This is a genomic window from Nonomuraea sp. NPDC048892 (assembly GCF_040649735.1).
Classification (GTDB): domain Bacteria; phylum Actinomycetota; class Actinomycetes; order Streptosporangiales; family Streptosporangiaceae; genus Nonomuraea; species Nonomuraea maheshkhaliensis.
On record NZ_JBEZFZ010000005.1, the window covers coordinates 191,917 to 217,410 of the forward strand.

21 protein-coding genes are annotated in these 25,494 nt (G+C 71.6%); 6 read left to right on the top strand and 15 right to left on the bottom strand.

Features of this window, described 5'->3' with window-relative positions:
- Positions 1 to 41 precede the first annotated feature (41 nt).
- The 8 genes from AB0C28_RS18245 to AB0C28_RS18280 all read right to left on the bottom strand — a co-directional run bounded on the left by AB0C28_RS18245 (position 42) and on the right by AB0C28_RS18280 (position 9,440).
- On the bottom strand, positions 42 to 2,387 hold the full coding sequence (locus AB0C28_RS18245) for a discoidin domain-containing protein (protein WP_357855661.1): 2,346 nt from the start codon (positions 2,385 to 2,387) through the stop codon (positions 42 to 44).
- The gene (locus AB0C28_RS18250) at positions 2,384 to 3,484 is read right to left on the bottom strand and encodes a hypothetical protein (RefSeq protein ID WP_358075805.1); all 1,101 of its coding nucleotides are present in this window, start codon (positions 3,482 to 3,484) and stop codon (positions 2,384 to 2,386) included. The genes AB0C28_RS18245 and AB0C28_RS18250 overlap by 4 nt, the downstream gene beginning before the upstream one ends.
- Positions 3,484 to 4,947: an alpha-L-fucosidase gene (locus AB0C28_RS18255; RefSeq protein WP_358075809.1), complete on the bottom strand. Its 1,464-nt coding sequence runs from the start codon at positions 4,945 to 4,947 to the stop codon at positions 3,484 to 3,486. The genes AB0C28_RS18250 and AB0C28_RS18255 overlap by 1 nt, the downstream gene beginning before the upstream one ends.
- On the bottom strand, positions 4,944 to 5,123 hold the full coding sequence (locus tag AB0C28_RS18260) for a hypothetical protein (protein ID WP_358075811.1): 180 nt from the start codon (positions 5,121 to 5,123) through the stop codon (positions 4,944 to 4,946). Before AB0C28_RS18260 ends, AB0C28_RS18255 begins: the two co-directional genes overlap by 4 nt.
- 12 nt (positions 5,124 to 5,135) lie before the next feature.
- Complete coding sequence (locus AB0C28_RS18265) at positions 5,136 to 6,008, bottom strand: carbohydrate ABC transporter permease (RefSeq protein ID WP_346105839.1); 873 nt, start codon at positions 6,006 to 6,008, stop codon at positions 5,136 to 5,138.
- A 7-nt stretch (positions 6,009 to 6,015) separates the two neighbouring features.
- A complete protein-coding gene (locus AB0C28_RS18270) occupies positions 6,016 to 6,918 on the bottom strand; it encodes a sugar ABC transporter permease (RefSeq protein WP_357855673.1) in 903 nt (300 codons plus the stop codon).
- 1 nt (position 6,919) lies between these two features.
- Positions 6,920 to 8,254: a carbohydrate ABC transporter substrate-binding protein gene (locus AB0C28_RS18275; protein WP_357855676.1), complete on the bottom strand. Its 1,335-nt coding sequence runs from the start codon at positions 8,252 to 8,254 to the stop codon at positions 6,920 to 6,922.
- Between the two features lie 139 nt (positions 8,255 to 8,393).
- A complete protein-coding gene (locus tag AB0C28_RS18280; RefSeq protein WP_357855679.1) occupies positions 8,394 to 9,440 on the bottom strand; it encodes a LacI family DNA-binding transcriptional regulator in 1,047 nt (348 codons plus the stop codon).
- A gap of 177 nt (positions 9,441 to 9,617) precedes the next feature.
- Between AB0C28_RS18280 and AB0C28_RS18285 the strand changes: the two genes are divergently transcribed.
- Both AB0C28_RS18285 and AB0C28_RS18290 read left to right on the top strand, forming a co-directional pair.
- Complete coding sequence (locus AB0C28_RS18285) at positions 9,618 to 11,414, top strand: glycoside hydrolase family 35 protein (protein WP_358075814.1); 1,797 nt, start codon at positions 9,618 to 9,620, stop codon at positions 11,412 to 11,414.
- A gap of 159 nt (positions 11,415 to 11,573) precedes the next feature.
- Positions 11,574 to 12,314: a class I SAM-dependent methyltransferase gene (locus tag AB0C28_RS18290; protein ID WP_358075817.1), complete on the top strand. Its 741-nt coding sequence runs from the start codon at positions 11,574 to 11,576 to the stop codon at positions 12,312 to 12,314.
- Here the strand turns inward: AB0C28_RS18290 and AB0C28_RS18295 are convergent.
- Positions 12,293 to 13,207 carry a LysR family transcriptional regulator gene (locus AB0C28_RS18295; protein ID WP_357855687.1) on the bottom strand — a complete coding sequence of 305 codons (915 nt, stop codon included), beginning with the start codon at positions 13,205 to 13,207 and terminating at the stop codon, positions 12,293 to 12,295. The genes AB0C28_RS18290 and AB0C28_RS18295 overlap by 22 nt on opposite strands.
- A 130-nt stretch (positions 13,208 to 13,337) precedes the next feature.
- Between AB0C28_RS18295 and AB0C28_RS18300 the strand changes: the two genes are divergently transcribed.
- Positions 13,338 to 14,789, top strand: coding sequence for a GNAT family N-acetyltransferase (locus AB0C28_RS18300; RefSeq protein ID WP_358075820.1), 1,452 nt, complete (start codon positions 13,338 to 13,340; stop codon positions 14,787 to 14,789).
- 266 nt (positions 14,790 to 15,055) lie between these two features.
- On the top strand, positions 15,056 to 15,397 hold the full coding sequence (locus AB0C28_RS18305; RefSeq protein WP_357855693.1) for an Lsr2 family protein: 342 nt from the start codon (positions 15,056 to 15,058) through the stop codon (positions 15,395 to 15,397).
- Between the two features lie 355 nt (positions 15,398 to 15,752).
- Here the strand turns inward: AB0C28_RS18305 and AB0C28_RS18310 are convergent, their stop codons facing one another.
- From AB0C28_RS18310 to AB0C28_RS18330, 5 genes are read right to left on the bottom strand one after another with little or no spacing between them, the layout of a single operon-like run.
- Complete coding sequence (locus AB0C28_RS18310; protein WP_358075823.1) at positions 15,753 to 18,119, bottom strand: penicillin acylase family protein; 2,367 nt, start codon at positions 18,117 to 18,119, stop codon at positions 15,753 to 15,755.
- A gap of 10 nt (positions 18,120 to 18,129) precedes the next feature.
- Positions 18,130 to 20,403 (bottom strand): FtsX-like permease family protein, encoded by a 2,274-nt coding sequence (locus AB0C28_RS18315; protein WP_358075826.1) that lies wholly within the window; start codon positions 20,401 to 20,403, stop codon positions 18,130 to 18,132.
- Entirely contained in the window at positions 20,400 to 21,080 is a 681-nt protein-coding gene (locus AB0C28_RS18320; RefSeq protein WP_358075829.1) for an ABC transporter ATP-binding protein, read from the bottom strand. The genes AB0C28_RS18315 and AB0C28_RS18320 overlap by 4 nt, the downstream gene beginning before the upstream one ends.
- Positions 21,077 to 21,604 (bottom strand): PadR family transcriptional regulator, encoded by a 528-nt coding sequence (locus AB0C28_RS18325; protein ID WP_346105821.1) that lies wholly within the window; start codon positions 21,602 to 21,604, stop codon positions 21,077 to 21,079. The genes AB0C28_RS18320 and AB0C28_RS18325 overlap by 4 nt, the downstream gene beginning before the upstream one ends.
- Positions 21,605 to 21,661: 57 nt before the next feature.
- Complete coding sequence (locus tag AB0C28_RS18330) at positions 21,662 to 22,303, bottom strand: GNAT family N-acetyltransferase (protein WP_358075832.1); 642 nt, start codon at positions 22,301 to 22,303, stop codon at positions 21,662 to 21,664.
- Between the two features lie 104 nt (positions 22,304 to 22,407).
- Between AB0C28_RS18330 and AB0C28_RS18335 the strand changes: the two genes are divergently transcribed.
- Positions 22,408 to 22,869 carry a MarR family transcriptional regulator gene (locus AB0C28_RS18335; protein ID WP_357855709.1) on the top strand — a complete coding sequence of 154 codons (462 nt, stop codon included), beginning with the start codon at positions 22,408 to 22,410 and terminating at the stop codon, positions 22,867 to 22,869.
- Between the two features lie 18 nt (positions 22,870 to 22,887).
- On the opposite strand, the gene AB0C28_RS18340 is transcribed toward AB0C28_RS18335, so the two are convergent.
- A complete protein-coding gene (locus AB0C28_RS18340; RefSeq protein ID WP_358075835.1) occupies positions 22,888 to 23,343 on the bottom strand; it encodes a MarR family transcriptional regulator in 456 nt (151 codons plus the stop codon).
- A gap of 110 nt (positions 23,344 to 23,453) precedes the next feature.
- Between AB0C28_RS18340 and AB0C28_RS18345 the strand changes: the two genes are divergently transcribed.
- A complete protein-coding gene (locus AB0C28_RS18345) occupies positions 23,454 to 25,442 on the top strand; it encodes an MFS transporter (protein ID WP_358075838.1) in 1,989 nt (662 codons plus the stop codon).
- The last annotated feature ends 52 nt before the right edge of the window (positions 25,443 to 25,494 follow it).

Sequence of the window (25,494 nt, forward strand, 5' to 3'; positions counted from 1 at the left end):
CACCTTAGCGCCCACCCGTTGGTTCGCTGTGCGCCGGGGCCCTACGCGCCGGCGCGGTGCACGGCGATCTCGGTCAGGGTTGGGCTGTAGACCTCCGACGGCAGCAGGCCGGTGAGCGCCACCCGCAGCTTCGCGGTGGTGACGTCACCGAAACCGGTCACCGACCGGTCGTGGCCGACGCCGTCCGAGCCGCTCGCGAAGGTGACCCAGGCGCCGCTCGCGGCGTCCCAGCGTTGCAGGTCGAAGGTGCGCACGCGCGGGTTGGTGCCCGAGTCGGTGTACTCGTCGAGATACACCTCGTCGAACGTCGTGTCCGCGCCGAAGTCGACGTCCAGCGTGATCGGGTACGCCGCGTCGTCGGCTGCCGCCCAGCGGGTCGCCGGGTCGCCGTCGGTCAGGTTCGCGGCCACTAGGGTGCCGTTCGCGCCGGGATGGGTCGAGCTCGCGGTGACCGGCTTGCCGAGGGCCAGGTTGGCGCGGCCGCCCTGCTCGTCCTCGATGGGGTGCTCGTCCACCGGGTTGCGCACCTTCTTGCCGATCCGGCTCTCCGCCATGCCGATGTCGGGCGCGTCCCCGTAGTAGATGTGGGTGCCGAGGAAGTCCTCGGTGCCGAGGTGGGGGTTGTAGCGGCCGGCGTCGATGAGCGGCGAGTCCTTGCGCAGCTTGAAGTGGGCCGCCGCCGTGCGGATGCGGTCGACGCCCGCCCCGGTCACGTACTTCGCCGGGTCGCCGGCGAACTTCGGATCGGTGCGCACGCCCGCCTGGTCGGCCGGCTCCTGGGTGGAGTGGGTGCCGCCGGCCTCGTAGAAGGCGTTGTTGGAGAACACCGCCTGGCGCAGGGCGCCGGTGCGGCGGTACCACGGCGTGGCCTCCGCCTTGGAGGTGTTGTAGAAGATGTTGTTCAGGAAGTAGACCTTGCTCAGGAACGTCTCGTCGTGGACGTAGTCGAGGTCGGCGCCGTCGTAGACGAAGGTGTTGTTCGTGAAGTACGTCGGCGAGTAGTTCGTCGAGAGCATGTTCTTCACGAGCACGCCGTTGTCGTTGACGCTCAGGTTGTAGCGGGCGACCGAGTTGGAGCTGTTGCCCATGTAGGCCATCCAGCCCGCCGCGTTGTCGTGCGAGTAGTTGAACTGGTAGGTGACGTTGAAGTTGGTGTACTCCAGGTCCCACGGGGTGCCGTCGTACTCGTTGTCGGGGCCGCCGTACACCTCGTTGAACTGCATCACCGAGTCGGCGCCTGCCCACAGGTAGAGCCCGCACGAGACCGCGTCGTAGCGCTTCAGGAACCCGTTGACCTCGTTGTACTCGGCCGTCATGTTCTTGCTGTTGGCGAACTGGAACGCGCCCTGGCCGATGCTCTCGGCGTAGTTGTGGCTGATGGAGACGTCCCGGCTGTAGAGGTCGCGGGTGCGCACCCAGAGCTGCTCCCAGCCCTCGTGGAACTTGCCGGCCTCGTCGTACTCGCCGGCGTCCCTGCCGTCGGCGGCGAACCAGTTGAACGCGAACTGCACGGCGTGCAGCTCGACGTTCTCGAACGTGTTGTCCTCGATCTTGACGTCCTTGAAGTGGTGGCCGCCGGTGCCGTACTCCTTGTAGCTCTTGGCGCCGAAGACCTGGAAGTTGACGCCGCCGTAGTGGATCTTCTGCCAGGTGCTGGGGCCGTCGAGGTCGTGGACGTACACGTCGGTGACGCGGAAGTGGTCCATGACGCTGTCCGCGCCGGCCGGGAGCAGGTCGGCGTTGATGGAGACCGCGATGCCGTCCCTGACGTACGTGCCGGTGGTGATGTTCGTGGCGAAGTCGTCGTCGTTGGACAGCTCGACGTGGTCGATCTCGAAGTACTGCTGGTTGCGCAGCACGATGGCGCCGGTCAGGCCGACCGTCTCCGGGTTCTTCGTGCCGTCCGCCTTGAACGGGTTCGGCACCTTGCCGTTCGCCGCGATGTACGGGCGGCGGGCGCGCGGGTCGCCGTACGCCGAGATGGTGATCGGCTTGCCGGCGCTGCCGGAGCCCTTGGGCCACAGCTGCTCGTCGTGCCATTCCTCGCCGGCCTTGAGCAGGATGCGGTCGCCGGGCCGGAACGTGGTCGCGTTCGCCTGGGCAAGGGTGCGCCAGGCGGTCTTGCGCGAGGTGCCGGGCGCCTCGTCGCGGCCGTTCGTGGCGTCGATGTAGTAGTCCGTGCCGCCGGTCCTGTTCGGGGTGTTGCCGGGCAGGGCGCGCTCGGTGGCGGGGGAGGGGCGGCCAGGGGCCTGCGCTGCCGACGCGGCCACGGGGGCGAGCGAGCCCGCGACGAGCGTGGCGAGCAGGGCGGTCAGGCCCGCGCGCAGCGCCCGCGCCACAGGCCGGCGGCGCGCCGGCTCGGGGGGTGCGGTACCGACAGTTTTCACTGTTGCACATCCTCTGCGTTGATGGCGTCCACCGCCGCCGCGTCGATCTCGGCCTCGCCGGCGTCGACACGGTCGCGGATGAACTGGTCGAACTTCTCCTCGACGAGCGACTGCCTGATCCGCCGGGCGTATTCGGCGAACGCCGCGTCCTCGTCGACGGTCTTGTCGTCGAGCTCGTAGTAGGTGATGTGGCCGGCGCCGGGGACCGGGGCGGAGATCTGGCCCTTCTCAAGGGAGCCGAGCACCGCCATGAGGTCCTGGTCGTGCACGGCCGAGCCGCCGCCGCGCTGGGTGGCGGTCGTGAGCTCGGCGCCGGGCTCGCGCTTCGCGAGCCGCGCCAGGCCGTCGGCGGCGGCCACCCGCCGCCGCAGCCCTTCCGCGTAGTCGCCGGACGCGCCCTTCGGCACGGGGACCACGAGCTTGGCGTACGTGTACGTGGTCGCGTTGGCGCTCCACGCGTCCCTGTCCTGCTCGAACGCCTTGCGGACGTCGGCGTCCGTGACGTGCAGCGGGCCGTCCTGGCCGGCGCTGAGCCGCTGCTTCAGTGCCGTGGTCAGCTCGGTGAGCCGGTGGGAGTAGAACTCCTCGGGGGAGAACTCGGCCAGGCCGTACACGACCTCGCCCTTGGCGATGGCGGCCGCGCGGCGCTCGTTCTCGGCGGCCAGTTCGTCCAGGAAGCCCGCGTGGTCGGCGGACGCGGGCAGGCCCTGCTCCCTGGCCAGGGCGAGCACCGTCCTGTCGTGCTCGATCTGGTCGAGCGCGCGGGCGGCGAGGCGCTGCAGCGCGGTGCGGTCGCCGGCCTGCGCGTTCCAGTCGGTGGGGGTCTTGAGGTGGTACGTGTTGCGTAACTCGTTCTGCACCCGGGGGGCGAGCATGCGCATGTGGAAGAGCAGCTCGTCGCGGGTCACCGGCTGACCGGCGACGGCGGCGACCCGGTCGGTGCGCTGGCCGAGCACGACCGCGCCGGTGACCAGCAGGGCGACCAGCGCGGCCAGCGCGCCCGCCACCACCAGGACCCGCCGCGACGGGCGGCGGCCCGATGAGTGGTGGAGTTGCTCGCTCCGGTGCGCGCGGCTCTTCGTCGCTGTGGTCTTCATCAGGCGGCCGTCTCTATCGCGGCGACCCGGGCGATGACAGGAGTGTCCCTGGTGCGGGTGATCTCGACCTGGACGGCGTCCACCTCCGCCGGAGGGAAGGTCAGGATGCGCTGGTAGCCCACCGCATTCGCCTCGGCCAGCGTCGTCCATCGGCCGCCGGCGCGACCTCGTACGAGCACGTGCTCGACGCGCTGCCCCTCCGCGATGTGCTCGCCCACGACGACCGCCTCGACCGGCCGGGGCCGGTCGAAGGCCAGCGTGAGTCCGGGGCGCGGGTCGGCGCCGTCCGGCCGCCACGGCGTCCGCGCCTGGCCTGGCCAGGCGGTCGCGGCGTCGCCGGGAGCACCGGACGTCACCGTCACGGAGGCCTCGATCCGCCGGGCGCGGAAGTCCTCGATCCGCCGTCCCAGCTCCGTCAGCACCGCCACGTCGGCCTCGCGCACCAGCCCGTCGCGGGCCGGGGGGACGTTGAGCAGGAAGGTCGCGTTGCCGCCGACCGAACGCAGGTAGATCTCGAACAGCTCGCCGGCGGAGCGGACCTGACCGTCCTCGGCGGGATGGTGGAACCAGCCGGGCCGGATCGAGGTGTTCACCTCGGCCGGATACCAGACCAGGTCGTCCTCGTGCCCCGCCAGGGCGGCCCGGCTGCCCAGGTCGCGCTCGTCGCTGCGGACGAGCCGGGCGAACGTGCCGTCGTCCGCCTGCTGCGAGCGGTCCGCGATCCGTTCGGCGTCCTGCAACGCGCGCGGGACCACGCTCCACTCGTCGGGGCGGGTGGCGCCGGCCTCGTTGCCGCACCAGCGTACGTCCGGGCCGCACACGTTGATGACCGCGTCCGGCTGCAGGTCGCGGACCACCGCGTAGTAGCGCTCCCAGTCGTAGACCTGCCGCTTGCCGTTCGGGCCCTCGCCGTTCGCGCCGTCCAGCCACACCGTGAACACCGGCCCGTAGCGGGTCAGCAGCTCGGTGAGCTGGGCGACGTAGAAGTCGTCGTACGCGCTCCCGGCCCCGTACGACGCCTCGGTGCGGTCCCACGGCGACAGGTAGACGCCGAACTTCAGCCCGTGCCGCCGCGCCGCCCGCGCGACCTCGTCCACCACGTCGCCCCGGCCGCCCCGCCACGGCGACGACGCCACCGTGTACGTCGTGACGTCGCTCGGCCACAGGCAGAACCCGTCGTGGTGCTTGCAGGTCAGGATCACCCCGGTCATCCCGGCCGCCTTGAGCGCCCTGACCCACTGGTCGGCGTCCAGACCGGAGGGGTCGAAGCCGGCCGGGTCGTCGTGACCCTCGCCCCACTCCCTGTCGGTCATCGTGTTCATGCCGAAGTGGATGAACCCGTAGAACTCCATCTCCTGCCAGGCGAGCTGGCGGGCGCTCGGCCGCACCGTGGCCAGCTTCGGGGCCAGCTTCGGGGCCGGCTTCGGGGCCGGCTTCGGGGCCGGCTTCGGGGCCGGTGTCACCGGAACCGCCGGTTGTAGGAGGCCAGCACGCCCAGCAGCACCGCCAGCGCGACGAGCATGATCGCCAGGCTGCCCCATCCGACGGTGCTGCGGGCGACGACGACCGCCGCCACACAGACGGCCGCGATGATCGTCCGGGTGGTGATGAGCAGCACGCCGCGCGTCGAATCCTTCATGAATGTCTCCTTCTAGCCCTTCACGCCGCCGGCGGCCATGCCCTCGATGAGCCGGCGCTGGATGAGCGCGTACAGGATGAGGACGGGGACGATGACGATGACCATGCCGGCGTACAGGCGCCCGTAGTCGGCCGCCGCCTTCTGCGCGGTCATCAGGTTGAGCAGCCCGACCTGCAGGGTCTTGCCCTCGCCCGGCAGCAGGGTGAGCGCGATGATGAAGTCGTTCCAGTAGGCCAGGAAGTTGAACAGGATCACGGTCGTGAGCGCCGGCCGCGCCATCGGCAGCATGACCCTGGTCATGACCTGGAAGCGCGAGGCCCCGTCCAGGGCCGCCGCCTCCTCGTAGTCGGCGGGGATCGAGCGGAAGTACGCGGTCAGCAGGTAGATGCTGAACGGGATCGACGTGGCCGCGTACACGAGCGACAGGACCCCGGGGTTGTCGATGAAGAAGCCGCCGGGCAGGAGGTCCACGAGCGCGCGGTCCCAGTCGACGAGCATGAGGAAGATCGGAACCACGATGTAGTTGACGTTGACGAACAACCCCGCCAGCAGCGCGACCTCGACCAGGCTCCGGCCGCGGAACTCGTAGCGGGCGATGACGTACGCGGCCGGCACCGACACCGCCACGACGAACACCAGCCCGAGCACGGTGACCAGCAGCGAGGTGAAGAAGTACTGGCCCATGCGGGCGCCCACGAACGCGTCGACGTAGTTCTGCAGGTGCAGGCCCTCGGGCAGCGCCCACGGGCTGCCGTAGAACTCGCCCTTGCGCTTGACCGAGGCGAACAGCACCCAGGCGACCGGCACCGCGATGGCCAGCGCGATCGCCGTGACGAGGACGTAGGTGAGCGCGCGGCCCGTCCTGGCCTTGGTGAAAGTGGTCATGTGTCCTCTAGAACTGAAGGGGCTCGCGCCGCGTCGCGCGGCTCACCAGCAGCGACACGAGGAACGAGAAGGCGAAGATGACGACGCCGATGGCCATGCCGTAGCCGTACGACGAGTTCGTGTACGCCTGCTTGTACATGTAGCTCAGCAGCACCTCGGAGGAGCCGTCAGGCCCGCCGCCGGTCATCGCGCGGACGAGGACGAAGCTGAGGTTGACCGCGCTCATCACGAAGAACGTCAGCGTCGTGCGCAGGTTCTGCCAGATGAGCGGCAGCGTGATGGCGAAGAACTGGCGGCCGGCCGAGGCGCCGTCGAGCGCGGACGCCTCGTAGACCTCCTCGGGGATGCTCGCCATGCCGGACATGTAGAGCACCATGTAGTAGCCGAGCGACTGCCAGACCATGGCGATGGCCAGCGACCAGAGCACGATGTCCTGGTCGCCGAGCCAGACCTGCCGCAGGCCGTCCAGCGACAGCAGCCGCAGGGTGCCGTTGATCAGGCCGTTCTCCTGGTCGAAGAGGGCGGAGAAGATCGCCGCGATCACGACCACGGACAGCACGCTCGGGACGTAGAGGACGAACCGGTAGAAAGTCCGGCCCCGCAGCCGCTGCCGCGTCATGATCGCCGCCAGGAACAGGCCCAGGCCCATCGTCACGACGGTCACGACGACCAGGAGCGCCACGGTGTTCTGGAACGCCCGCACGAACTGGGTGTCGTCGAGCAGGCGGACGAAGTTGTCGAGCCCCACGAAGCGCATGTCCGGGGAGAAGCCGCTCCACGTGTAGAACGACATCCGGAACACGTTCACGGTCGGGACGATCATGAACAGCACGAACAGCACGAGCGCGGGCAGGAGGCAGGCGAGCACGAACAGGCCGCTGCCCCGCCTGCGAACTGCGGGACCGGCCACCTCAGTTACCCGCCTGGCGCAGCTTCTCGCTGGCGTCGTTCAGCGCGGCCTGCCACTGCTCCTGCGTCTTGTCGCCGCTGATGATGCTGTTGGCGGTGTCGAAGAGCGTGCCCTTGATGTCGACGCCCTCGACGGGCGCGGTGCCGGCGAAGCCGCCGACGAGCGCGGAGACCGAGGGGTCCTCGTAGACCTTGTAGAACTCGGCGTTCTCCCCGGACAGGCTGCTCACGATGCCGTCGATCGGCTGGATCGCGTTCGACTTCGCGAAGATCGCGGCCGCCGCGTCGGAGTAGAGGTAGGCGACGAACTCCTTCGCCGCGTCCTTGTTCTTGGCCGCGGCGGGCACCCAGACCGACTCGACCGAGGTGGTGATGTAGCGCTTGCCGCCCTCGGTGACCGCCGGCAGCGGCGTCAGGCCCCAGGCGAAGCCGTCGGCGCGCGGGGCGTCGGCCATCTCGCCGACGATCCAGGTGCCGTTCGGCATGAACAGGGCCTTGTCGTCCAGGATGGACTGCTGGTTCTTGGTGAAGTCCTGCTCGTTGGCGTAGCCGACCGTGGTCGGCGCGGCGTACTTCAGCAGCCGGGTGGTGAGGTCGAGCACCTGCTTGGCCTGCGGCGTCTGCCACACGCCCTGCTTGTACGTCATGACGTCGGTGTAGAACTGCTCCCCGCCGACGTCGGCCAGCAGCGCGAAGAAGTAGGAGTCGAGGTAGCCCGCGGTCGGGTAGGTGAACAGCGAGATCTTGTCCTTCTTGGCCGTCTCGCCGAGCGCGAACATCTCGTCCCAGGTGGCCGGGACCTTCCAGCCCTTCTTCTCGAACAGGCCCTTGTTGTAGAACAGGCCGGTCGGCGCGTAGTACATCGGCATCGTGTACGTCTTGCCGTCGCCGTACGGGTTGGTGTTGAGGTTGCCCACGATGCCGTCGATCAGCTTGTCGCCGACGGTCTTGTCCTCGCCCGGCACCTTCGCCTGGAGCACGGGCGTGAGGTCTTCGAGCGCCTTGTCCTTGATCAGGGTCTCGGTGAGCGCGGCCTTGCGGCCCTGGCCCAGCACCACCACGTCGGGGAAGCGCCCGGCCTTCATGTTCGGCGAGATCTCGTCCTCGATGCTCTTCGAGATCTGCAGCTGCACGTCCACGTTCGGGTGGGCGCTCTCGTAGGCCTGGATGACCTGGGTGTACATGTCGCGGCCGTAGCCGCCTTCGAGGGCGGCGACGTTGAGGGTCGTCTTGCCGTCCGAGCCGCCGGTGTTCGAGCCGTTCCCTCCGGCCGCGCAGCCGGTGAGCAGTCCGAGCGTCGCGACCGCGGCGGTCGCGAGGACGAGTGATCTCCTCATGGTTCTGGGATCCTTCCGTGGGCACTCAGCCCACCTGACTGGGGGCGGAGGAACGAGTCCGGAGCCGGACGTTGTTACAGTGGCATCGATAACATGAATGGCGCAAGTGGCACTTCGCGAAGTGCCGCTCACCCGGGGTTCAGTGGGCGCGTGGCGGCGCCGTGGAAGCGCGTACCGAGAGTGTGGCGGTGACCAGGGATTCCTCCGACTCCGCGCCGTCCTCGCGCAGCAACAGGGCGACGGCCGCCTCGCCGGAACGGTAGAAGTCCTGCCGCACGGTGGTCAGCGGCGGCGAGCAGTAGGCGGCCAGCTCGATGTCGTCCACGCTGACGATGGAGACGTCCTCCGGCACGCTCCTGCCGCGCTCGCGCAGGGCGCGGATCACGCCGAAGGCCATCTCGTCGCTGGCGGCGAAGACGGCGGTCACGTCGGGGATCATCGCCAGCACCTGCCCCTGCCGGTAGCCGGAGTCGGGCGACCAGTCGCCCTCCAGCGGGGGCGGCGCCGTGACGCCGGCCGCGGCCAGGCACTCCTGCCAGCCCTGGCGCCGTTGGCGGGCCTCGATCCACTCGTCGGGGCCCGCGACGTGCCACACCTGGCGGTGGCCCAGGTCGAGCAGGTGCTGGGTGGCCAGGCGGCCCGCCTCCTTCTGGTCGATCCCGAGCACCCTGGCGCTGGCCGTACGTGAGCCGTCGAGCGTGACCGTGGGGATGTCGCGGGTGATGTCCTCCATCTTCTGCGTCACGGAGATGAGCGGCACGGCGATGACGATGCCGTCGACGCCCTGGTCGGCCAGCTTGGACAGGGAGCGCTCCATCAGGCCGGTGTCGAGCCTGGCGATGGTCGCGATGCTCACCGCGTAGCCCGCCTCGCCCGCGGCCGCCTCGACGCCGGCGGTGACCGCCGAGCGCGAGTAGTAGCCGCCGGACTGCAGCAGCACGAGCCCGATCGTGTGGCTGCGGCCCGAGGACAGCACCCTCGCGGCGTTGTTGAAGCGGTAGCCCAGCTGCTCCACGGCGGCCAGCACGCGTTTCCTGGTCTCCGGGTTGACGTTGGGGGAATCGCGCAGGGCGCGCGAGACCGTCTGCGCCGACACCCCGGCGGTCCTGGCCACGTCAGCCATGCTGGGCTGCCTCGTCGGCCGCTCGGTGGCTTTGGTCACGGCGCTCCTCTCTCGCGGCTTCATCAGGGGGATCCTACCGCGCTTGTTACATATGGCATCGATAACATAGGGTCTCCCCTCGTGATCGAGCTCCCTGCGACGCCAAACCCCACGACCTCCGCGGCACCTACGACCTCCGCGGCACCTACGGCCTCTGCGGCGTTCACGGCGTCCGAGGCGTCTGCCGGAACAGCGACGAGCGTGCTCACCTGGTCCGGAGGCCGCCTGCGCCGGCACGGCGTGCCCCATCGCATCCTGTCCGGAGGGTTGCACTACTTCCGCGTCCACCCCGAGCTCTGGCGGGACCGCATCCGCCGCCTGGCCGACCTCGGGCTCAACACGATCGACACCTACGTCGCGTGGAACTTCCACCAGCCCCGCGAGGACGAGGCGCCCCGCTTCGACGGCTGGCGTGACGTCGAGCGGTTCATCCGCCTGGTGGGGGAGGAGGGGCTCGACGTCGTCGTGCGGCCGGGGCCGTACATCTGCGCCGAATGGTCGAACGGCGGCCTGCCGAGCTGGCTCACCGCCCGCGACGTCGCCCTGCGCAGCTCCGACCCCGCGTTCACCGCCGCCGTCGGCCGCTGGTTCGACGAGCTGATCCCGCGCCTGGCCGCGCTCCAGGCCGGCGCGGGCGGGCCCATCGTGGCGGTGCAGGTCGAGAACGAGTTCGGCAGCTACGGCGATGACCAGGCGTACCTGCGCTGGAACCGCGGGGCACTGACCTCGCGCGGCATCGGGGAGCTGCTGTTCACCGCCGACGGCCCCACCGAGCTGATGCTGGACGGCGGCACCCTGCCCGGCACCCTGGCCGCCGTCACCCTGGGCTCCAAACCCGCCGCCGCCCGGCGGCTGCAGGCGGCGCGGCGGCCGGATGAGCCGTTCGTCGTCGCCGAGTTCTGGAACGGCTGGTTCGACCACTGGGGCGAACAGCATCACGTGCGCGGCGTGGACAGCGCCGTGCGCACGCTCGAAGGGATCACCGCCGACGGCGGCAGCGTGAGCGTCTACATGGCCCACGGCGGCACCAACTTCGGGCTCTGGGCCGGCGCCAACGAGCACGAGGGCCGGCTGCAGCCCACCGTGACCAGCTACGACTCCGACGCGCCGGTGGCCGAGGACGGCAGCCTCACGCCCAAGTTCCACGCCATGCGCGCGGCTCTCGGCGCCCGGGGGCCGCTGCGGGTGCCCGAACGGCTGCCGGTGCTGCGGCCGGCGCGGGTGCCGCTCGTCCGCCGCGCCGGACTGCTGCCCGGACTGCGCGCCGTGCCCGCGCCCGCCACGGTCGAGCCGCGACCGGCCTCGTTCGAACGGCTCGGGCTCGACGCCGGAATGGTCCTGCACACCGCGCACCCGCGCGTCCCCGAAGGTGAGCACCGGCTCACGCTCACCGACGTACGCGACCGGGCCATGGTCTTCTGCGACGGCACGGTCCTGGGCGTGGCCGGTCCCGGCCTGCCTGAGCTGTCCGTACGCGGGAGCGGGGCCGTCGTACGGCTGGAGATCCTGGCCGAGAGCCTTGGCCGGGTGAACTACGGGCCCGGCCTCGGCCGGCACAAGGGGCTGCTCGGGCCGGTGCTCATCGACCGGCGGATCGTGCAGGGCTGGGAGAGCAGGCCGATCGCCCTCCAGGAGTGGACCACCACCGACCTCGCCACCGCGACCTCAGCCGGCGATTCTGCGGCTGCCGGGGGATTCGCAGGCGCCGCGCCGGTCGGCGCCGGGTTCGCCGAGGCGATCGTGCGCGTCGGGACGCCCGCCGACACCTTCCTCGCCCTGCCGGGATCGGGTCGCGGGCTGGTCTGGGTCAACGGGTTCCTGCTCGGCCGCTACTGGGACATCGGCCCCCAGGTCACGCTGTACTGCCCCGCGCCGCTGCTGCGCGAGGGGGACAACGTCGTGACCGTGCTGGAACTCGAACGTTGCGGCGACGTTCTCGAACTGCGCGACCGGCCGGAGCTCGGGCCGCCGGAGGAGTACGTCGAGGAGTTCGACTGAGTCCACGACTGTCTGCCCGCCCGCCGCCGGCCGCCCGCCGTTCGCCCGCTGTCCGCCCCCGCCTGCCGTCCATCCGCCGTCCGGTGCCGTCCACCTCGACCAGCGCCCGGCCGGTGAAATTCGGTGGACATCGTGCACCCGGATGACCATGGTGAGCGGATGCGACAGCAGGAGATCTGGAACGACGACGTCGCCAGGGGCTACGACACGCCGGGCACCGGAATGTTCGCGCCCGAGGTGCTGGGCCCCGCCGTGGACCGCCTGGCCGAGCTCGCGGAAGGCGGGCGAGCGCTGGAGTTCGCCATCGGCACGGGACGGGTGGCCGTGCCACTGGCCGAGCGCGGCGTGCCCGTCACCGGCGTCGAGCTGGCGCCCGCGATGATCGCGCAACTGCGGACCAAGGTGAGCGAAGCCGTCATCCCGGTGGTCGAGGGCGACATGGCGACCGTCGTGGCGCCGGGCGACTACACGCTCGTCTACCTCGTCTACAACACGATCTCCAACCTGCTCACCCAGGCCGAGCAGGTCGAGTGCTTCCGCAACGCCGCCCGTCACCTCGCGCCGGGCGGACGCTTCGTGATCGAGCTCTGGGTGCCCGACCTGCGCAAGCTGCCCCCTGGCCAGCGGGCGGTCGTGTTCGCGTCCGAGCCGGGGTACATCGGCCTCGACACCGTCGACGTGCTGCGCCAGCACGTCGTCTCCCACCACTTCAGGTTCGACGACAGCGGGCGGGCCGAGCTGTTCCGCAGCCCTCACCGCTACATCTGGCCGGCCGAGCTCGACCTCATGGCCCAGCTGGCGGGGTTCGAGCTGGAGAGCAGGCACGCCGACTGGACCGGCGCCGAGTTCACCGCCGAGTCACGCTCCCACGTCTCCGTCTACCGCCTGCCCACTGCCTGAGCCTCGGGGAGGGCGCCGAGCAGGTCGAGTACGGCGGCGACCGCCGGCGTCACGGTGCGGACCAGCGCGTACGTGGTCCGGGTGATCTCGACCGTGGAGATCGGCCGGAGCACCACGCCGTCGGGCACGCCGACCACGGACGCGACCAGTTCGGGCACCAGCCCGACGCCCAGGCCCTCGCGCACCATACGCAGGACGAGCGCGTAGTCGTCGGCGGTGTGGATGACGTCCGGATGGAAGCCCGCCATGGCACAGGCCCGCCCGAGCAGCACATGGTCGGTGGTGCCCCGAGAGCCCGCGATCCACGGATCACCGCGCAACGTGCCCAGATCCACCGCGCCCAGGTCCGCTGCGGCCGGATGAGTTGCGGGGAGGGCGAGCAGGATCGGCTCGGCGCCCACGAACCAGCGGGAGATCCCCGGCGGCAGGTCCTCGGGGATCAGGTTGTAGGTGAAGGAGATCCCGAGGTCGCAGGCGCCACGACGGAGTGCCTCGACGGTCTCTCGGGGTTCGAGCTCGGCCAGGATGACCCGCAGGCCCGGATGGCGGGTCCTGGCCACGGCCATCGCGGGGAGCAGGCGGTGCACGGCGGCCGTGGCGAAACACGCCACCCGGACGGGTCCGCGCGGGGTCGTGGCCGAGCGGAGATCCTCCTCCGCGGCGTCCAGGGCGTTGAGGACGATGTGCGCGTGCCGTACGAGACGCCGTCCTTCCGCCGTGAGCCGGACCCGGCGCCCGGAACGCTCGAACAGCGGCACCCCGGCCTCGCGTTCGAGCGTGGCCAGTTGCTGGGAGACGGCCGAGGAGGTCATGCCGCAGACCTCGCCCACGGCCGTCATCGTGCCGTGCTCGGCGAACTCGCGCAGCAGGCGGAGTCTGGTGGGATCCAACATCAAGCGATCCTTATAGATCAGCTCACGATTACTAAGTGGACGTTGCCGATTCGACCACGCGAGACTGTCGCCGCACCACCCGAAATCAGCACCGGGATCACCACCGGAGATCGAGGCGAGGAGAACCGTGATGCGAACTGTCGTCGAGGTGCCCCAGTGGCAGGGCTCGCTCTCGCCCACGGCGCCGAGGCTGGTCGAAGGCGCCGCCCGGCTGGCGGCGATGGTCCCGGCCGACGCGCACGTCCGGGTGGAGACGGGCGCCACCCTGGCCGAGACCGCCGCGAGGGTCCGGCGCGCGCTGCCCGCCGACGGCTTCACCATCACGGTCGGCGGCGACTGCGGCGTCGAGCTGGAGCCGGTCGCCGCCGCGCTGCGCCGGTACGGCGACCGGCTGCACGTCGTGTGGTTCGACGCCCACGGCGACCTGAACTCGCCGGAGTCCTCCCCGTCGGGGGCCTTCCACGGCATGATCGTCCGTACGCTGCTGGGGGAGGGCCCGCTGGACCTGGTTCCCTCGCCCGCGCTGCGCCCCGATCAGCTCGCCCTCGTCGGGACGCGGGTGCTGGACCCGGCCGAGGCCGACTACATCCGGCTGGCCGACATCGGCGGCCTGGCCGATGTCGCCGACGACGCTCTCGTCTACGTCCACGTCGATCTCGACGTCCTCGACGGCTTCGCCTCCGTCGGCTATCCCGAACCCGACGGCCTGAGCCCCGAGGCCCTGATCGCGGCCGTCGCCGACCTGGCCGCCCGGCACGAGATCGTCGGGCTCGGCATCACCGAGTACGCCCCCTCGGACCCCGCCGACGAGGACCTGCTCAAGTGGATGGTGCCCGAGCTGGCCCGGCTGTGCGCGGGCTCGCGGGCCCGGCAGATCGAGCGGCGCGCCGTCGCGGCCTGGCCCGCCGGGCACGCGGAGGAACGTGACGGCTGGCTCCTGCGCCACACGCCCGGCGTCCACCGCAAGCGCTCCAACTCGGCGCTCCCGCTCGTGAACGCGTCCCCGTCCCTCGCCGCGGTGGAGACCTTCTACGCCGACCGCTGCCTGCCCGCGATCGTCCAGGTCAGCCCGGCCGAGCAGCACACGGAGCTGGACGCGGCCCTGGCCGCCCGCGGATACGCCAAGACCGGCGAGACACTCGTCATGACCGCGGACGCGGAGACCGTCCTCACCGCCGCCACGAAGAACGGGGACAGCGGGGTCGAGCGGGTCTTCGATCGGGATCGCTGGGCCGCGTTGTTCGAGGCCGTGACCAGTGACGCCGGCAGCATGCCGGTCATCGGGCGGATCGAGCCCGAGACGGTGCTGCTGGTCGCCGGCAACGGGGCCGGTCTGGGGCTGGCGGTCATGGACGACGGCTGGACGGGCGTGTTCTGCATGGCCACCCATCCAGGCCGCCGGCGCGAGGGCGTGGCCAGGGCCGTTATGGCGGAGCTGGCCCGGTGGTCGCAGGAGCGGGGCGCGCCCTGCCTCTATCTTCAGGTCGAGGAGGACAACCACCCGGCCCGCGCGCTCTACGAAGGGCTCGGCTTCACGACGTCGCACCGCTACCATTACCGCCGCGAGCACCCTCGCGAGTAGAGCCGCGACTACGGGCGCGACTTCTGGCACGAGTACGGGCGCGGGGCTGACGGAGACGGCGGCCGGAACGGCCTTTGAATTGCCCTTCAACACGGTGATGCCATGCTGGACCCGTACAGACGCGGACGCCTTTGGGCAAGTGCCTTTCATGCCCGAACGCCGCGGCGCACTCGTGCCTTTTTACCGCGAAGGCACCCCCGAGAGGTGCATGATCTGCTGAAGGTGGCTACAGTACGTGCAACCGTGACGTAAATTGGAGCACCCTTATGGCGAAGCGTATTGTTGAGTCCTTTCTCGATGACATCGACGGCAGTGATGCCGAAGGGACCACGAGGTTCTCTCTCGACGGCACCAACTACGAGATCGACCTGTCCGGATCCAACCGGGAGAAGCTGGAGCGGGCCCTGGCCCCCTTCATCACCAAGGCGCGTGCCGTCCGCGCCGACAGGGGCACGCGCGGCCGTCGTGCGGGCGCCGTCTCCTCCAGGGCCGTCAGCAGGGAGAAGTCGACCGAGATCAGGCGGTGGGCCAAGGCGCAGGGGCTGCCGGTGAGCGAGCGCGGCCGGATCGCCTCCACCGTCGTGGAGCAGTACGAGGCGGCCCACTGAACGAGCGTCCGGGGTCCCGCCCCGCACGCCGCGTTCAACCGGCCGCCCCGATTCGGCCGCGTTGACGCGGCCGGGACCCCGCCCGCGAGTCACGAGTTTCGGCTGACTTCCTTTCTTCGCCATTAGCCGCGGGCCTCGGCGACACCTTGCCGGGAGCCCCTAACGCCATTCGGCGTCCCCTTAACTACGCGGTTAATCGCGAATTGGCGGATGGCCGGCGTTCATCCGGGAGATCGCGGGCCGAACCATCGGGAGATCGAGCGGAACCACCGGGAGATCGCCGGCGGAAGCGTCCGATAGATCGCGACCTGAACGCCGTGCCTTCACCCGCCGCCGGCCCCGCCGGGCGCTTCTCTCACCCCCGCACGGTGGTGACGCGCAGCCGCGGATCCGCCTTGATCTCGGCCTCGGTGAAACGTTCCGTCACCCACCCGCCGCGCGCGAACAGGGCCGTCTGGTCGGCGTGGTACGGCGAGGACGGGTTCGCGGACAGCGAGTAGGTGAGGATCGTGCGCGTCCTCGGACCGTCGGGGGTGAGCTCGACGGCCATCATGAAGCTGGAGCCGGTGTCCACGTCCGGATAGCGCCCGCCGGTGAGCCTGCCGCGCATGCGTACCCGGTCGAAGCAGCCCTCGGCTTCGGTGCAGCCGGGGATCGGGTTCGCGCCGTAACGCTGGGCCTGGCGCGGGGTGAGGGTGAGCGGCATGCCGCCGTCCTCGAACGCCTTGACCGCCTCGGCCAGGGCCTGCCGCACCTCGGGGGCGTCCCGCTTGAGCCCGCGCGGCGTGGTGAGCGGATGATCGGGATCGAACGGCACCCGCCACCAGCGCCAGCTGGGTTCACCCGGCTTCGTCGGGCGCTCCATCCCGGTGTAGAACTCGCGCCACAGGATCGCCCCTTCGCCGTCCAGGGTGGCGCGCCCGTCCCAGGCCGTCAGCGTCCGGCAGGCCGCGCGCACGTCGACCCGCTCGCCGGCGGCCGTGCTCATCACGGGATGGGCCCGGCACAGCGCCGCCAGGTCCTGACGCAGCAGCTCGAACGTGTAGTTGCGCTTCGAGCGGACGGTGGCGCTCAGGGTGTCCAGGGTGAAGCCGCGCGGGCCGAGCCCGTCGGAGCCCGACAGCCGCCGGGCGATCATGTCGAGGCTCACCCGGGGCCGCGGCTCGACGTCGGTGCGGACCTTGCCCCACACCTCGTCGTAACCGGTCAGCGGCGCCTCCGGGTTCGTCATCCACGGGGTGTTGTTGCTGTTGGCGACGTAGTCGGCCCTGGTCAGCCGGGGCTGGCTGCCCGGCCCGAAGATGCCGGGCACGACGGCGTCGCCGTCCTTGCCCCACAGGCACGCCGACCTGGAACCGTCCAGCACGTACGCCTCCAGCGACGGGTCGGGCGACGGCACGGTGCAGCGGCGTGCCATGGCGTCGGTCACGTGGGGGACGACCGAGGCGTCGGCGAACGTGGTCGTGCCGGCGGCGTCGGTGGCCAGCGTGTAGACGAACGGCAGCCCCTGGTAGGTGTCCTGGGCGGCACGCAGTTCCTTGAGGTCGCGCGCCTTGGCCATCGCCAGCCACGTGTCCGCCGAGCGCAGGTTGGCGGCGTTGACGTCGGCCAGCGCGTAGGCGTACTCGTCGCTCTGCCCGGCGGCCAGCACCGGGCCGTAACGGGAGGTGGGGAGGGTACGGGTGACGATGCCGCCGTCGTTCAGCCGCACCTCGACCTCCTGACGCCCCATCGGCTCGGTCTTTCCGTCCACCAGGTAGCCGCCGCGCCCGCCGGCCAGCTTCAGCCGGTAGACGCTGAAGCGGTGGGCGTGGGAGACGGTGTGCGCCCAGGCGATGTTCGCGTTGTGGCCGATCTGGACGACCGGGGTGCCGTACAGGCTGGCGCCCGCTACGTCGAGCACGCCGGGGATGGTGAGCTGCACCTGGTAGAAGCGGCGGATGCCGTTCCATGGGAAGTGCGGGTCAGCCAGCAGCATGCCGTGGCCGTCCCTGGTGGCCTGGCGGCCGAGCGCCCAGGCGTTGCTGCCGGGGGCCGGGCCGTCCCGCTCGGCCTCGCCGTCTCCGGCGACGGCCTCCTTGAGGCCGGAGCCGCCCGCCAGGCGGTTGAGGTCGAGGAGGTTGTACCAGACGTCGGTGGCGGTGACGGGACGCACCCACGCCTGGCCCCGGCAGGTGGGGTCGGGCAGGTTCGCCAGGCCGGTGTCCTGCAGGTACTTGTTGTAGCCGGCGGCGTAACCGGCCACGAGCCGGCGCATCTCGTCGGTGGGGCCGACCGGCGCGGGCCTGGCCAGCAGCCTCGGTACGACGCCCGAGTCGGCGACGCTCTTGAAGTAGATGTCGCTGGTGAGGTTCGCGACCGGGCGGACCGGGTCGTCCGACTCCGCCTCGGGGCCGAAGAACTGCGAGCGTTCGCCGCGCAGCGTCGTCACCCACGAGGCCAGGACACACAGGTTGTCCTGGGCGAACGCGTAGCCGTAGCCGAAGCCGAGCCCGCCGTGGTCCTTGGCGGAGATGTGCGGGATGCCGTACTCGGTGCGCCGGATCTCGGCCGCGTAGCTCCCGTCGGCCGGCCGGTCCTGCTCCGCCGAGGCGGGCCGGCCCTGGTCCGCGGTTGCGGGCCCGTCCGGGGCCGCGGCGGCCGCCGTGCCCGGCACCGTCACCGTGACAGTCGTGATTAAGGCCAGGGCCGCCACCGCGGCCGGCCAGGGTCTGAGCTTCATGGGGGTTCTCCTATTCGAAACGCGCGTTGTCGGGCGCGGTCATGTGCCGCAGCAACGGCAGCACCATGAGGATGACCAGCAACGACGCGGCCAGTCCCGCGCCGGCGGTGGCGAAGTAGACGGGGCCGGGCAGCGCCGGCGAGGCGCTCTTCATCGCGAGCCCGTCGATCAGCGGGCCCGCCACGCCGAAACCGGCCGCAGCGGCCACGGCGGCGGCCAGGACCAGCGGCAGCGCCGACTCCAGCAGCACCACCGAGGCCAGGGTGCGGGCAGGCGTGCCCGCCAGCCGCAGCAGGGTGAACGGCTGCCTGCGCTCCATCAGCCCGCCGCCCACCGCCACGACGAGACTGCACCCGCCGGTCAGCAGGGTCAGCGCGACCATGCCCAGTGCGATGTTCTCGACCTGGGTGAACAGGGTCGCCCTGGTCTGGGCGACCTCGGCGAAGGTCATCGGCGCGTCGGCGCCGTACCGCGCCAGCAACGTCCGCACCCGCTCCAAGGTCGCCGCCCCGTCCGCCTCGGTACGCCCCGCGCCCGCTCCTGCGCTGCTCTCGTCGGCGCTGTTCGTGGCGTCGAGGCGGACCAGGACCGCCGCGAGGCTGAGGCCGGTGGTGGTGGAGACGGGCCGGCTGGAGGGGCCGGAGAGGGGCAGGATCCGGTCGACGGTGAGGGGATTGTCCAGCCCCATCACCCGCTCGAAGTTGCCCATGACGGCCCGCGCGCCCGCCGGGCACGTCCCGAGCACGGGAATGCGGGCCAGCTCCGCGCACTCGACGGCCGTCGTCGGCGGCGGCCCATCAGGGCTGATCACGTGGTTCTCGGCCGGCTCCGCCAGCGCGTAGACGGGCAGCACGCCGACCCCCGGGTACGAACGCAGGCGGTCGAGCAGCTCGGCCCCCTCGCGCGGCGGCAGCCCGCCGAGGCCCAGCGGGGCACGCAGCACGCCGGTCAGCGCGCCGCCGGCCACGGCCTGCTGCCCGGAGACGACGGCCGGGACGATGCCCGAGATCGCCGTGCCCAGGAACACCGCCAGCACGAGCCCGCTCACCGAGCGGAAGGCGCCCCGGGGATCGGCCGCCAGCCGCTGTGAGGCGAGCAGCGTGGCCGCGCCCCCGGTCACGCGGGCCGCGAGCCGCGCGGCCAGCATCGTCAGCCACGGCCCGGCCAGCACCAGCCCGACCATGACCAGGGCGAGCGCCGCCCCGGCCACCCCTTCATCGAGCTTGTGGCCCTCGCCACGGAACACCGGCCCGGCGAACAGCCCGAGCCCGGCCAGCAGCGGGATCACCCGCCAGACCCGAGGCGGCCGGGGCGCGGCCTTCTTGACGGTGCCGAGCGGCGAGACCCGTACCCGGCGCAGCGACCACAGGGCGCTGCACCCGGCCAGGAGGGGCACACAGACGAGCACGGCCGCGTACTGCCAGGGCGCGGGGGCCACCAGGTCGAGGAAGAAGCGGGCGCCGGTGATGCGTACGTCCGCCACGGCCGGGCGTACCAGCGGGAACAGCGCGACGCCGAGCAGCGCGCCCAGGAACGCGCCGATCGCCGCGTCCACCGCGGCGATCACGCTGATCTGGCGGGACGTGGCGCCGACGAGCCGGATCGCGGCGAAGCGCGCCTCGCGGCGGGCGGCGGACAGCCGGGTGGCGGCGCCGACGAGCACGAGCAGCGGCACGAACAACCCGATGGCCGCGACGGCGAACCCGAACCGGTAGATGTCGCCGAAATCGTCGTAGCCGGTGCCGGTCTCCACCGTGTCCACCTGCCGTGTCCCTGCGAGGGCGGCGACCTCCAGCGGCTTGCGTCCCACCACGACGGTCAGCTCGTCGGGGCCGGACAGGGCGGCCCGGCCGACGGTGCCCCCGAGCGTGCCGGGGAAGCGGTCGCCCAACTGCTCGGGCGGCACCGAGGCCAGCAGCCTGGCCAGGGCGGGGGAGGCGTAGTACTGGCCGGGGGCGGGCATGCGCGCCAGGCCGGGCACGACCGGCGCGCGCGGGCCGAGCGCGGCGGCGTCCAGGCGCTTGATGCTCTGACCGGCGTAGTAGTCCTCGCGGTAATTCCACAGCGCGCCGTCGGCGGTGGCGTCGAGGGCCCAGCCGCTGGGCGCGGTGCCGGTGGTGCACTCCCAGCAGGGGCGGGCGGAGGTGGCTTGGAAGGCGTTGAAGAGCGAGAGCGTGACCAGCAGCACGGTGACGCCGGCCGCCACCCCCGCCCCGATCAGCGCGAGTCTGGCCACCGCCTCCCCGCCGCCGCGCAGCGACAGGCGCAGGCCCAGAGCGATCATCGTACGGCCTGGTCGGCGAAGGGGTTGGTGACCCGCCCGTCGCGGACGATGACCTCGCGGTCGGCGAAGGCGGCCACGCGGGCGTCGTGGGTCACCACGATCACCGTCGTGCCCTCCTCGCGGGCCAGGCCGACCAGCAGCTCCATGACGTGCTCGCCGGTGAGCGAGTCGAGCGCGCCGGTCGGCTCGTCGGCGAACAGCACCCGGGGCCCGAGCACCAGCGCGCGGGCGATGGCCACCCGCTGCGCCTGGCCGCCGGACAACTGCCCGGTACGCCGGCCGCCCAGCTCCGCCAGCCCCAGCCGCTCCAGCCAGCCGGCCGCCCGCGCGTAGGCCTCCTTGCGCCTGACCCGGCCGAGCAGCAGCGGCAGGGCGACGTTGTCGGCCACGGTCAGCTCCGGCACCAGCTGCCCGAACTGGAAGACGAACCCGAACGCGGTGCGCCGCAGCTTGGTGCGCCCGGCGTCGCTCATCGTGTCCAGGCGCCTCTCGCCGAACCACACCTCGCCGCTGTCGGGGGTGAAGATCCCGGCCAGGCAGTGCAGCAGCGTCGACTTGCCCGAGCCGCTCGGCCCCATGACGGCCAGGATCTCCCCGGCCTCCACGGCCAGGTCGGCCTCGCGCAGCGCCGGGGTGTTCCCGTACGAGCGGCTGAGCTTGCGCGCTTCGATGATCATGACTCGCGCACCATGGCGGCCAGCGCCCCGAGCCGCGCCTGGGTGACGTCGATCCAGCGCAGGTCGGCCTCCAGGTGGAACATGCCGTGGTCGGCGAGCAGCGCGTCGGTCAGCGAGCCGGTGCGCTTGATCTGGGTGAACTCCCGCATGCGCCGCAGGTGCGTGGCCCGCTGCAGGTCGAGGTAGGCCGCCGCGTCGCGCCCGAGCATGAGCGCCAGCACGACCTTCGTGAACAGCACCGTCTGCAGGTAGGGCTCGGCCGCGACCGGCTCCGACAGCCACTCCTCGACCTCCCGCCGGCCGACGGGGGTGATCGCGTAGCGCTTGCGGTCGGGCCCGTCGCCCGGCTCGCTCAGGCCCGCCGTGACCTTGCCGTCCCTGGCCAGCCGGCCGAGCGTGGAGTACACCTGCCCGAACGGCAGCGCCTTGCCCTGGCCGAAGTAGGTGTCGTAGTCGCGCTTGAGGTCGTAACCGTGGCTGGGCTCCCGCTCCAGCAGGCCGAGCAGCGCAAGGGGAACGCTCATGGGCCGGGACTATACACCAGGGTTATACACCCCGTGTATACATACGATCGGGAGCGGTCACGAGGCGAAGTCGATCCGCATGACCACCCGCCGCGCCGTCGGATGAGTGATCTCCGCGAACCCGGCCTCCTCGAACACCTGCCGCGCCCCCACGTGCAGCTCGCCCCAGGCGATCTCCTTGCCGGCCCGGGTGATCATCGGGTACGCCTCCAGCGCCCGCGCGCCGCGTTCGCGGGCGAAGCCGACCGTGGCCCGCGCGAGGAGATAGGTGAGCCCGCGCCCCCGGTAGGCCCTGCGGACCACGAGGCAGGTCACCGCCCACACGCCGTCGTCGTCGCGGTCCTCGCTCCGGCCGGCCCACGGGATGCGGGAGTTGCGCAGCTTCACGTACGCCGTGCGCGGCTCGACCGCCACCCAGCCCGCGGGCTCCCCGTCCACGTAGGCCACCAGGCCGCTGGTCACCGGCGCGTCCGGGTCGTCGCAGGCGGTCTGGGCGCGCGACATCGCGACCCGCTCCTCCAGCGTGGTGTCCCGCCAGAACCAGCCGGCCACCTTGAACCGCTGGCAGCGGCAGCGGCGGGCGTCGTTGGCGTCGAAGATCGCGTCCAGGTCCTCCCAGGACGCCTCGTTCGCGGGGACGACGGTGAGCCGCCCGGCCTCGATCGGACCCCGGTCGCGTGTCATGAGGTGCTCGGTCATCCCCGCATGTTAGGAGCCATTCCGGACGTTCTGCGTCCGGTATGCCGGCCTCGGGCGGGGGCGTCCCTGTGTAGGCTGGCGGCGAGGAGGGATCAAGACCGGCCATGGACGAGTCCACCCACCGCATCGAGTACGAGACCATGCTGCTCGGGCGGCATCGCTACCTGTCCGCGCCACGTCTTCACCCCGACGGCGGACATCTCGACCGCAGCGCGTACATCGTGCTCAGCCGCCTGGAGCTCGACGGCCCGATGTCGATCGGCCAGCTCAGCGAGGCGTTCCGGCTCGACCCCTCGACGCTCAACCGGCAGACCTCCGCGATGATGCGGGCCGGGCTGGTCGAGCGCATCCCCGACCCGGAGGGCGGCATCGCGCGCAAGTTCCGCGTCACCGAGGAGGGCGAGCACCGCCTCAGGGCCGAGCGCCTGCAGAACATCCAGGGGCTGGAGAAGGTGCTGGAGGGCTGGAGCGAGGAGGACGCCGCGGCCTTCGCGGGCTATCTGCGCCGCTTCAACTCCGACATCGAACGGCTCGAAGGCCGCACCTGGCCCCGTCCCGCTCGCTGATCATTCATGGGGAGTAGATCAGGCGGGTGGCGGGCCCTGGGCTGAAAGGCGCTCCATCCCGGCGTTGAACCGCCGGAGATAGGCGGCGAAGGCGGCCGTGTCCTCCTCGCTCCAGCCCGCGAGGACGCGTTCCAGCCCACGCACGTTCCGGCCCCGCTCCTCGTCCAGGCGGCGCCGCCCCTCCTCGGTGAGGCGGAACTTGCGCGCGATGCCGCCCTCGGGGTCGGGGATGCGTTCCACCAGCCCGGCACAGAGCATGGCCGCGCTCTGCCGGTGGACGGTCGACGAGGCCACCCCGAACGCCTCGCTGAGCTGCCCGATCGACATCGGGCCCGCGAGTTCGAGGCGGCTGAGCAGGATGTACGCGCTGCGGTCCAGGCGCCGGTCGTCGCCGCGGGCGCTGGGCTGCCTCATGTCGCGGTGCCGCCACAGCAGCATGGCCTCGTACTCGAGCGCGCGCACGGACTGGTTCACGAGCTGTCTCTTTCGTCTTCCCCGAGATGTGATGTGCATCATGCACAAGTTGTGCATGGAGCATAGCGTGTGTATGGTGCATTCGGCATAAACGGGCAAGAGGGGGATGAATGGTGCACTCTGCGCCTGCCGTGCGCTCCGGCGGCGGGATCGTCAGCGTGCTCGCGGTGGCCGGCATCGTGGGGGCGCTCATGCAGACCCTGGTAGTGCCCCTCGTCGGCGAGTTGCCCCGGCTGCTGAACGCCAGCGCCGCCGACACCTCCTGGGTGCTCACCGCGACGCTGCTGGTGGGCGCGGTCGCCACCCCCGTCGTCGGCAAACTCGGCGACCTGTACGGCAAGCGCCGCATGATGCTCGTCTGCTCGATCCCCCTCATGGCCGGCTCCGCCGTGTGCGCGCTGTCCGCCTCCCTGATCCCGATGATCGCCGGCCGTGGCATGCAGGGGCTGGGTGTGGGCATGATCCCGCTCGGGGTGAGCGCGCTGCGCGACCTGCTGCCGCCCCAGCGGATCGGCCCCGCCATCGCGCTGATGAGCTCCTCGATGGGCATCGGCGGCGCGCTCGGCCTGCCCATCTCCGCCGCCGTCGCCGAGTACGCCGACTGGCGGATGCTGTTCTGGGGCTCGGCCGCCCTCAGCGTGCTGGTCGCCGTACTGATCTGGACACTCGTGCCGGCCACGCCCGCCACCGCCAGGGGCCGCCTCGACGTCGCCGGCGCCATCGGGCTCGGCGCGGCGCTCGTCTGCCTGCTGCTCGGCGTGTCCAAGGGCGCCGACTGGGGCTGGACCAGCGGCACCACGCTCGGCCTGCTCGGCGCCGCCGTGGTCGTCCTGCTGCTGTGGGGGCTGTTCGAGCTGCGCGTCCGTGACCCGCTGGTGGACCTGCGGGTGACCGCCCGGCCTCAGGTGCTCTTCACCAACCTGGCCTCCGTCCTCATCGGTTTCTCCATGTACGCGCAGTCGCTGGTCGTCATGCAGATCCTGCAACTGCCCGTGGCCACCGGGTACGGACTCGGCCAGTCGATGCTGGCCGCCGGGCTGTGGCTGGCTCCCGCCGGGCTGATGATGATGGCCGTCTCCTCGCTCGGCGCCCGCCTGTCGGCCGCCCGCGGGCCCAGGACCAGCCTGTTCGCCGGGGCGCTGGTCATCGCGGCCGGGTACGGGGCCTCGCTGGGGCTGATGGACTGGGCCTGGGGGCTGATGATCGCCAGCTGCGTGGCCAACATGGGGGTCGGGCTCGCGTACGGTGCCATGCCGGCGCTGATCATGGGGGCCGTGCCCCAGACCGAGACAGCCTCGGCCAACAGCTTCAACACGCTCATGCGCTCCATCGGCACCTCGGTCTCCGCCGCCGTGGTGGGGGTCGTGCTGGCTCAGATGACGACGACGCTGGGCGGGCACGACCTGCCGTCGGAGGCGGGGTTCCGTACGGCGCTGCTGATCGGCTGCGGCGTCGCCGTGGCGGCGGCCTTGGTCACCCTGACCCTCCCCAAGGCTCGCACCACCGCCGCCCCCGCCCCCGCCTCCGCCACCCCGCAACCTCCCGCCGCGGGGCCGGTCCCAGAGCCGATCACTGGGCCTTTCGCCGGTGCCGGCGCTGGTGCGAATGCCGATGCGATTGCCGATGCCGGTGCAGGTTCCGATGCCGATGCGGGTGCGGACGCCGGTGTCAGGAGCTCGCATCCCGCCCCTGCCGCCGACCTGCACGGGGAGCCGGTGCGACGCTCGTCCGCCGAGGTGACCCAGCCGTTCGCCCGGGTGTCTCGGCCCATGTCGATCGTGCACGAGGAGCTGGGGCCTTGGGGGGACGCGTTCCGGTCGCGGGAGGAGCGGGCCGTCCCGGAGGAGGCCGGCCGGCCGGGTCCGTCGCCCGCGTACCAGCCGCAGGATCGGGCGACGGCGGACGAGCTGGCCGAACTGCGCTGGCTGCGCAGGGAGAACGCCGAGCTGCGCCGGGTGAACCTGGAGCTGCGCGGCGACTGCGCGGCCGTACGGGACGAGAACGCCGAGATCCGCGCGGAGAACACGCAGTTGCGCCGGGAGCTGGACGTGCTCATGGAGAGCGTGTCCGCCTGGGTGAAGAACCTGGCCGACCGCTGATGAAGCGGCCGGGCCGATAGCTCAGGGGTCTCGGTCCTGCCCGGAGGAGGGC

What these genes read in the sequence shown, in the direction of transcription:
- AB0C28_RS18315 (WP_358075826.1), bottom strand. Translation starts at nt 20,403, where the DNA reads ATGATCGCTCTGGGCCTGCGCCTGTCGCTGCGCGGCGGCGGGGAGGCG.
- AB0C28_RS18250 (WP_358075805.1), bottom strand. Translation starts at nt 3,484, where the DNA reads ATGAAGACCACAGCGACGAAGAGCCGCGCGCACCGGAGCGAGCAACTC.
- AB0C28_RS18325 (WP_346105821.1), bottom strand. Translation starts at nt 21,604, where the DNA reads ATGAGCGTTCCCCTTGCGCTGCTCGGCCTGCTGGAGCGGGAGCCCAGC.
- AB0C28_RS18300 (WP_358075820.1), top strand. Translation starts at nt 13,338, where the DNA reads ATGCGAACTGTCGTCGAGGTGCCCCAGTGGCAGGGCTCGCTCTCGCCC.
- AB0C28_RS18280 (WP_357855679.1), bottom strand. Translation starts at nt 9,440, where the DNA reads ATGAAGCCGCGAGAGAGGAGCGCCGTGACCAAAGCCACCGAGCGGCCG.
- AB0C28_RS18330 (WP_358075832.1), bottom strand. Translation starts at nt 22,303, where the DNA reads ATGACCGAGCACCTCATGACACGCGACCGGGGTCCGATCGAGGCCGGG.
- AB0C28_RS18345 (WP_358075838.1), top strand. Translation starts at nt 23,454, where the DNA reads ATGGTGCACTCTGCGCCTGCCGTGCGCTCCGGCGGCGGGATCGTCAGC.
- AB0C28_RS18305 (WP_357855693.1), top strand. Translation starts at nt 15,056, where the DNA reads ATGGCGAAGCGTATTGTTGAGTCCTTTCTCGATGACATCGACGGCAGT.
- AB0C28_RS18265 (WP_346105839.1), bottom strand. Translation starts at nt 6,008, where the DNA reads ATGACCACTTTCACCAAGGCCAGGACGGGCCGCGCGCTCACCTACGTC.
- AB0C28_RS18260 (WP_358075811.1), bottom strand. Translation starts at nt 5,123, where the DNA reads ATGAAGGATTCGACGCGCGGCGTGCTGCTCATCACCACCCGGACGATC.
- AB0C28_RS18335 (WP_357855709.1), top strand. Translation starts at nt 22,408, where the DNA reads ATGGACGAGTCCACCCACCGCATCGAGTACGAGACCATGCTGCTCGGG.
- AB0C28_RS18320 (WP_358075829.1), bottom strand. Translation starts at nt 21,080, where the DNA reads ATGATCATCGAAGCGCGCAAGCTCAGCCGCTCGTACGGGAACACCCCG.
- AB0C28_RS18310 (WP_358075823.1), bottom strand. Translation starts at nt 18,119, where the DNA reads ATGAAGCTCAGACCCTGGCCGGCCGCGGTGGCGGCCCTGGCCTTAATC.
- AB0C28_RS18290 (WP_358075817.1), top strand. Translation starts at nt 11,574, where the DNA reads ATGCGACAGCAGGAGATCTGGAACGACGACGTCGCCAGGGGCTACGAC.
- AB0C28_RS18275 (WP_357855676.1), bottom strand. Translation starts at nt 8,254, where the DNA reads ATGAGGAGATCACTCGTCCTCGCGACCGCCGCGGTCGCGACGCTCGGA.
- AB0C28_RS18295 (WP_357855687.1), bottom strand. Translation starts at nt 13,207, where the DNA reads ATGTTGGATCCCACCAGACTCCGCCTGCTGCGCGAGTTCGCCGAGCAC.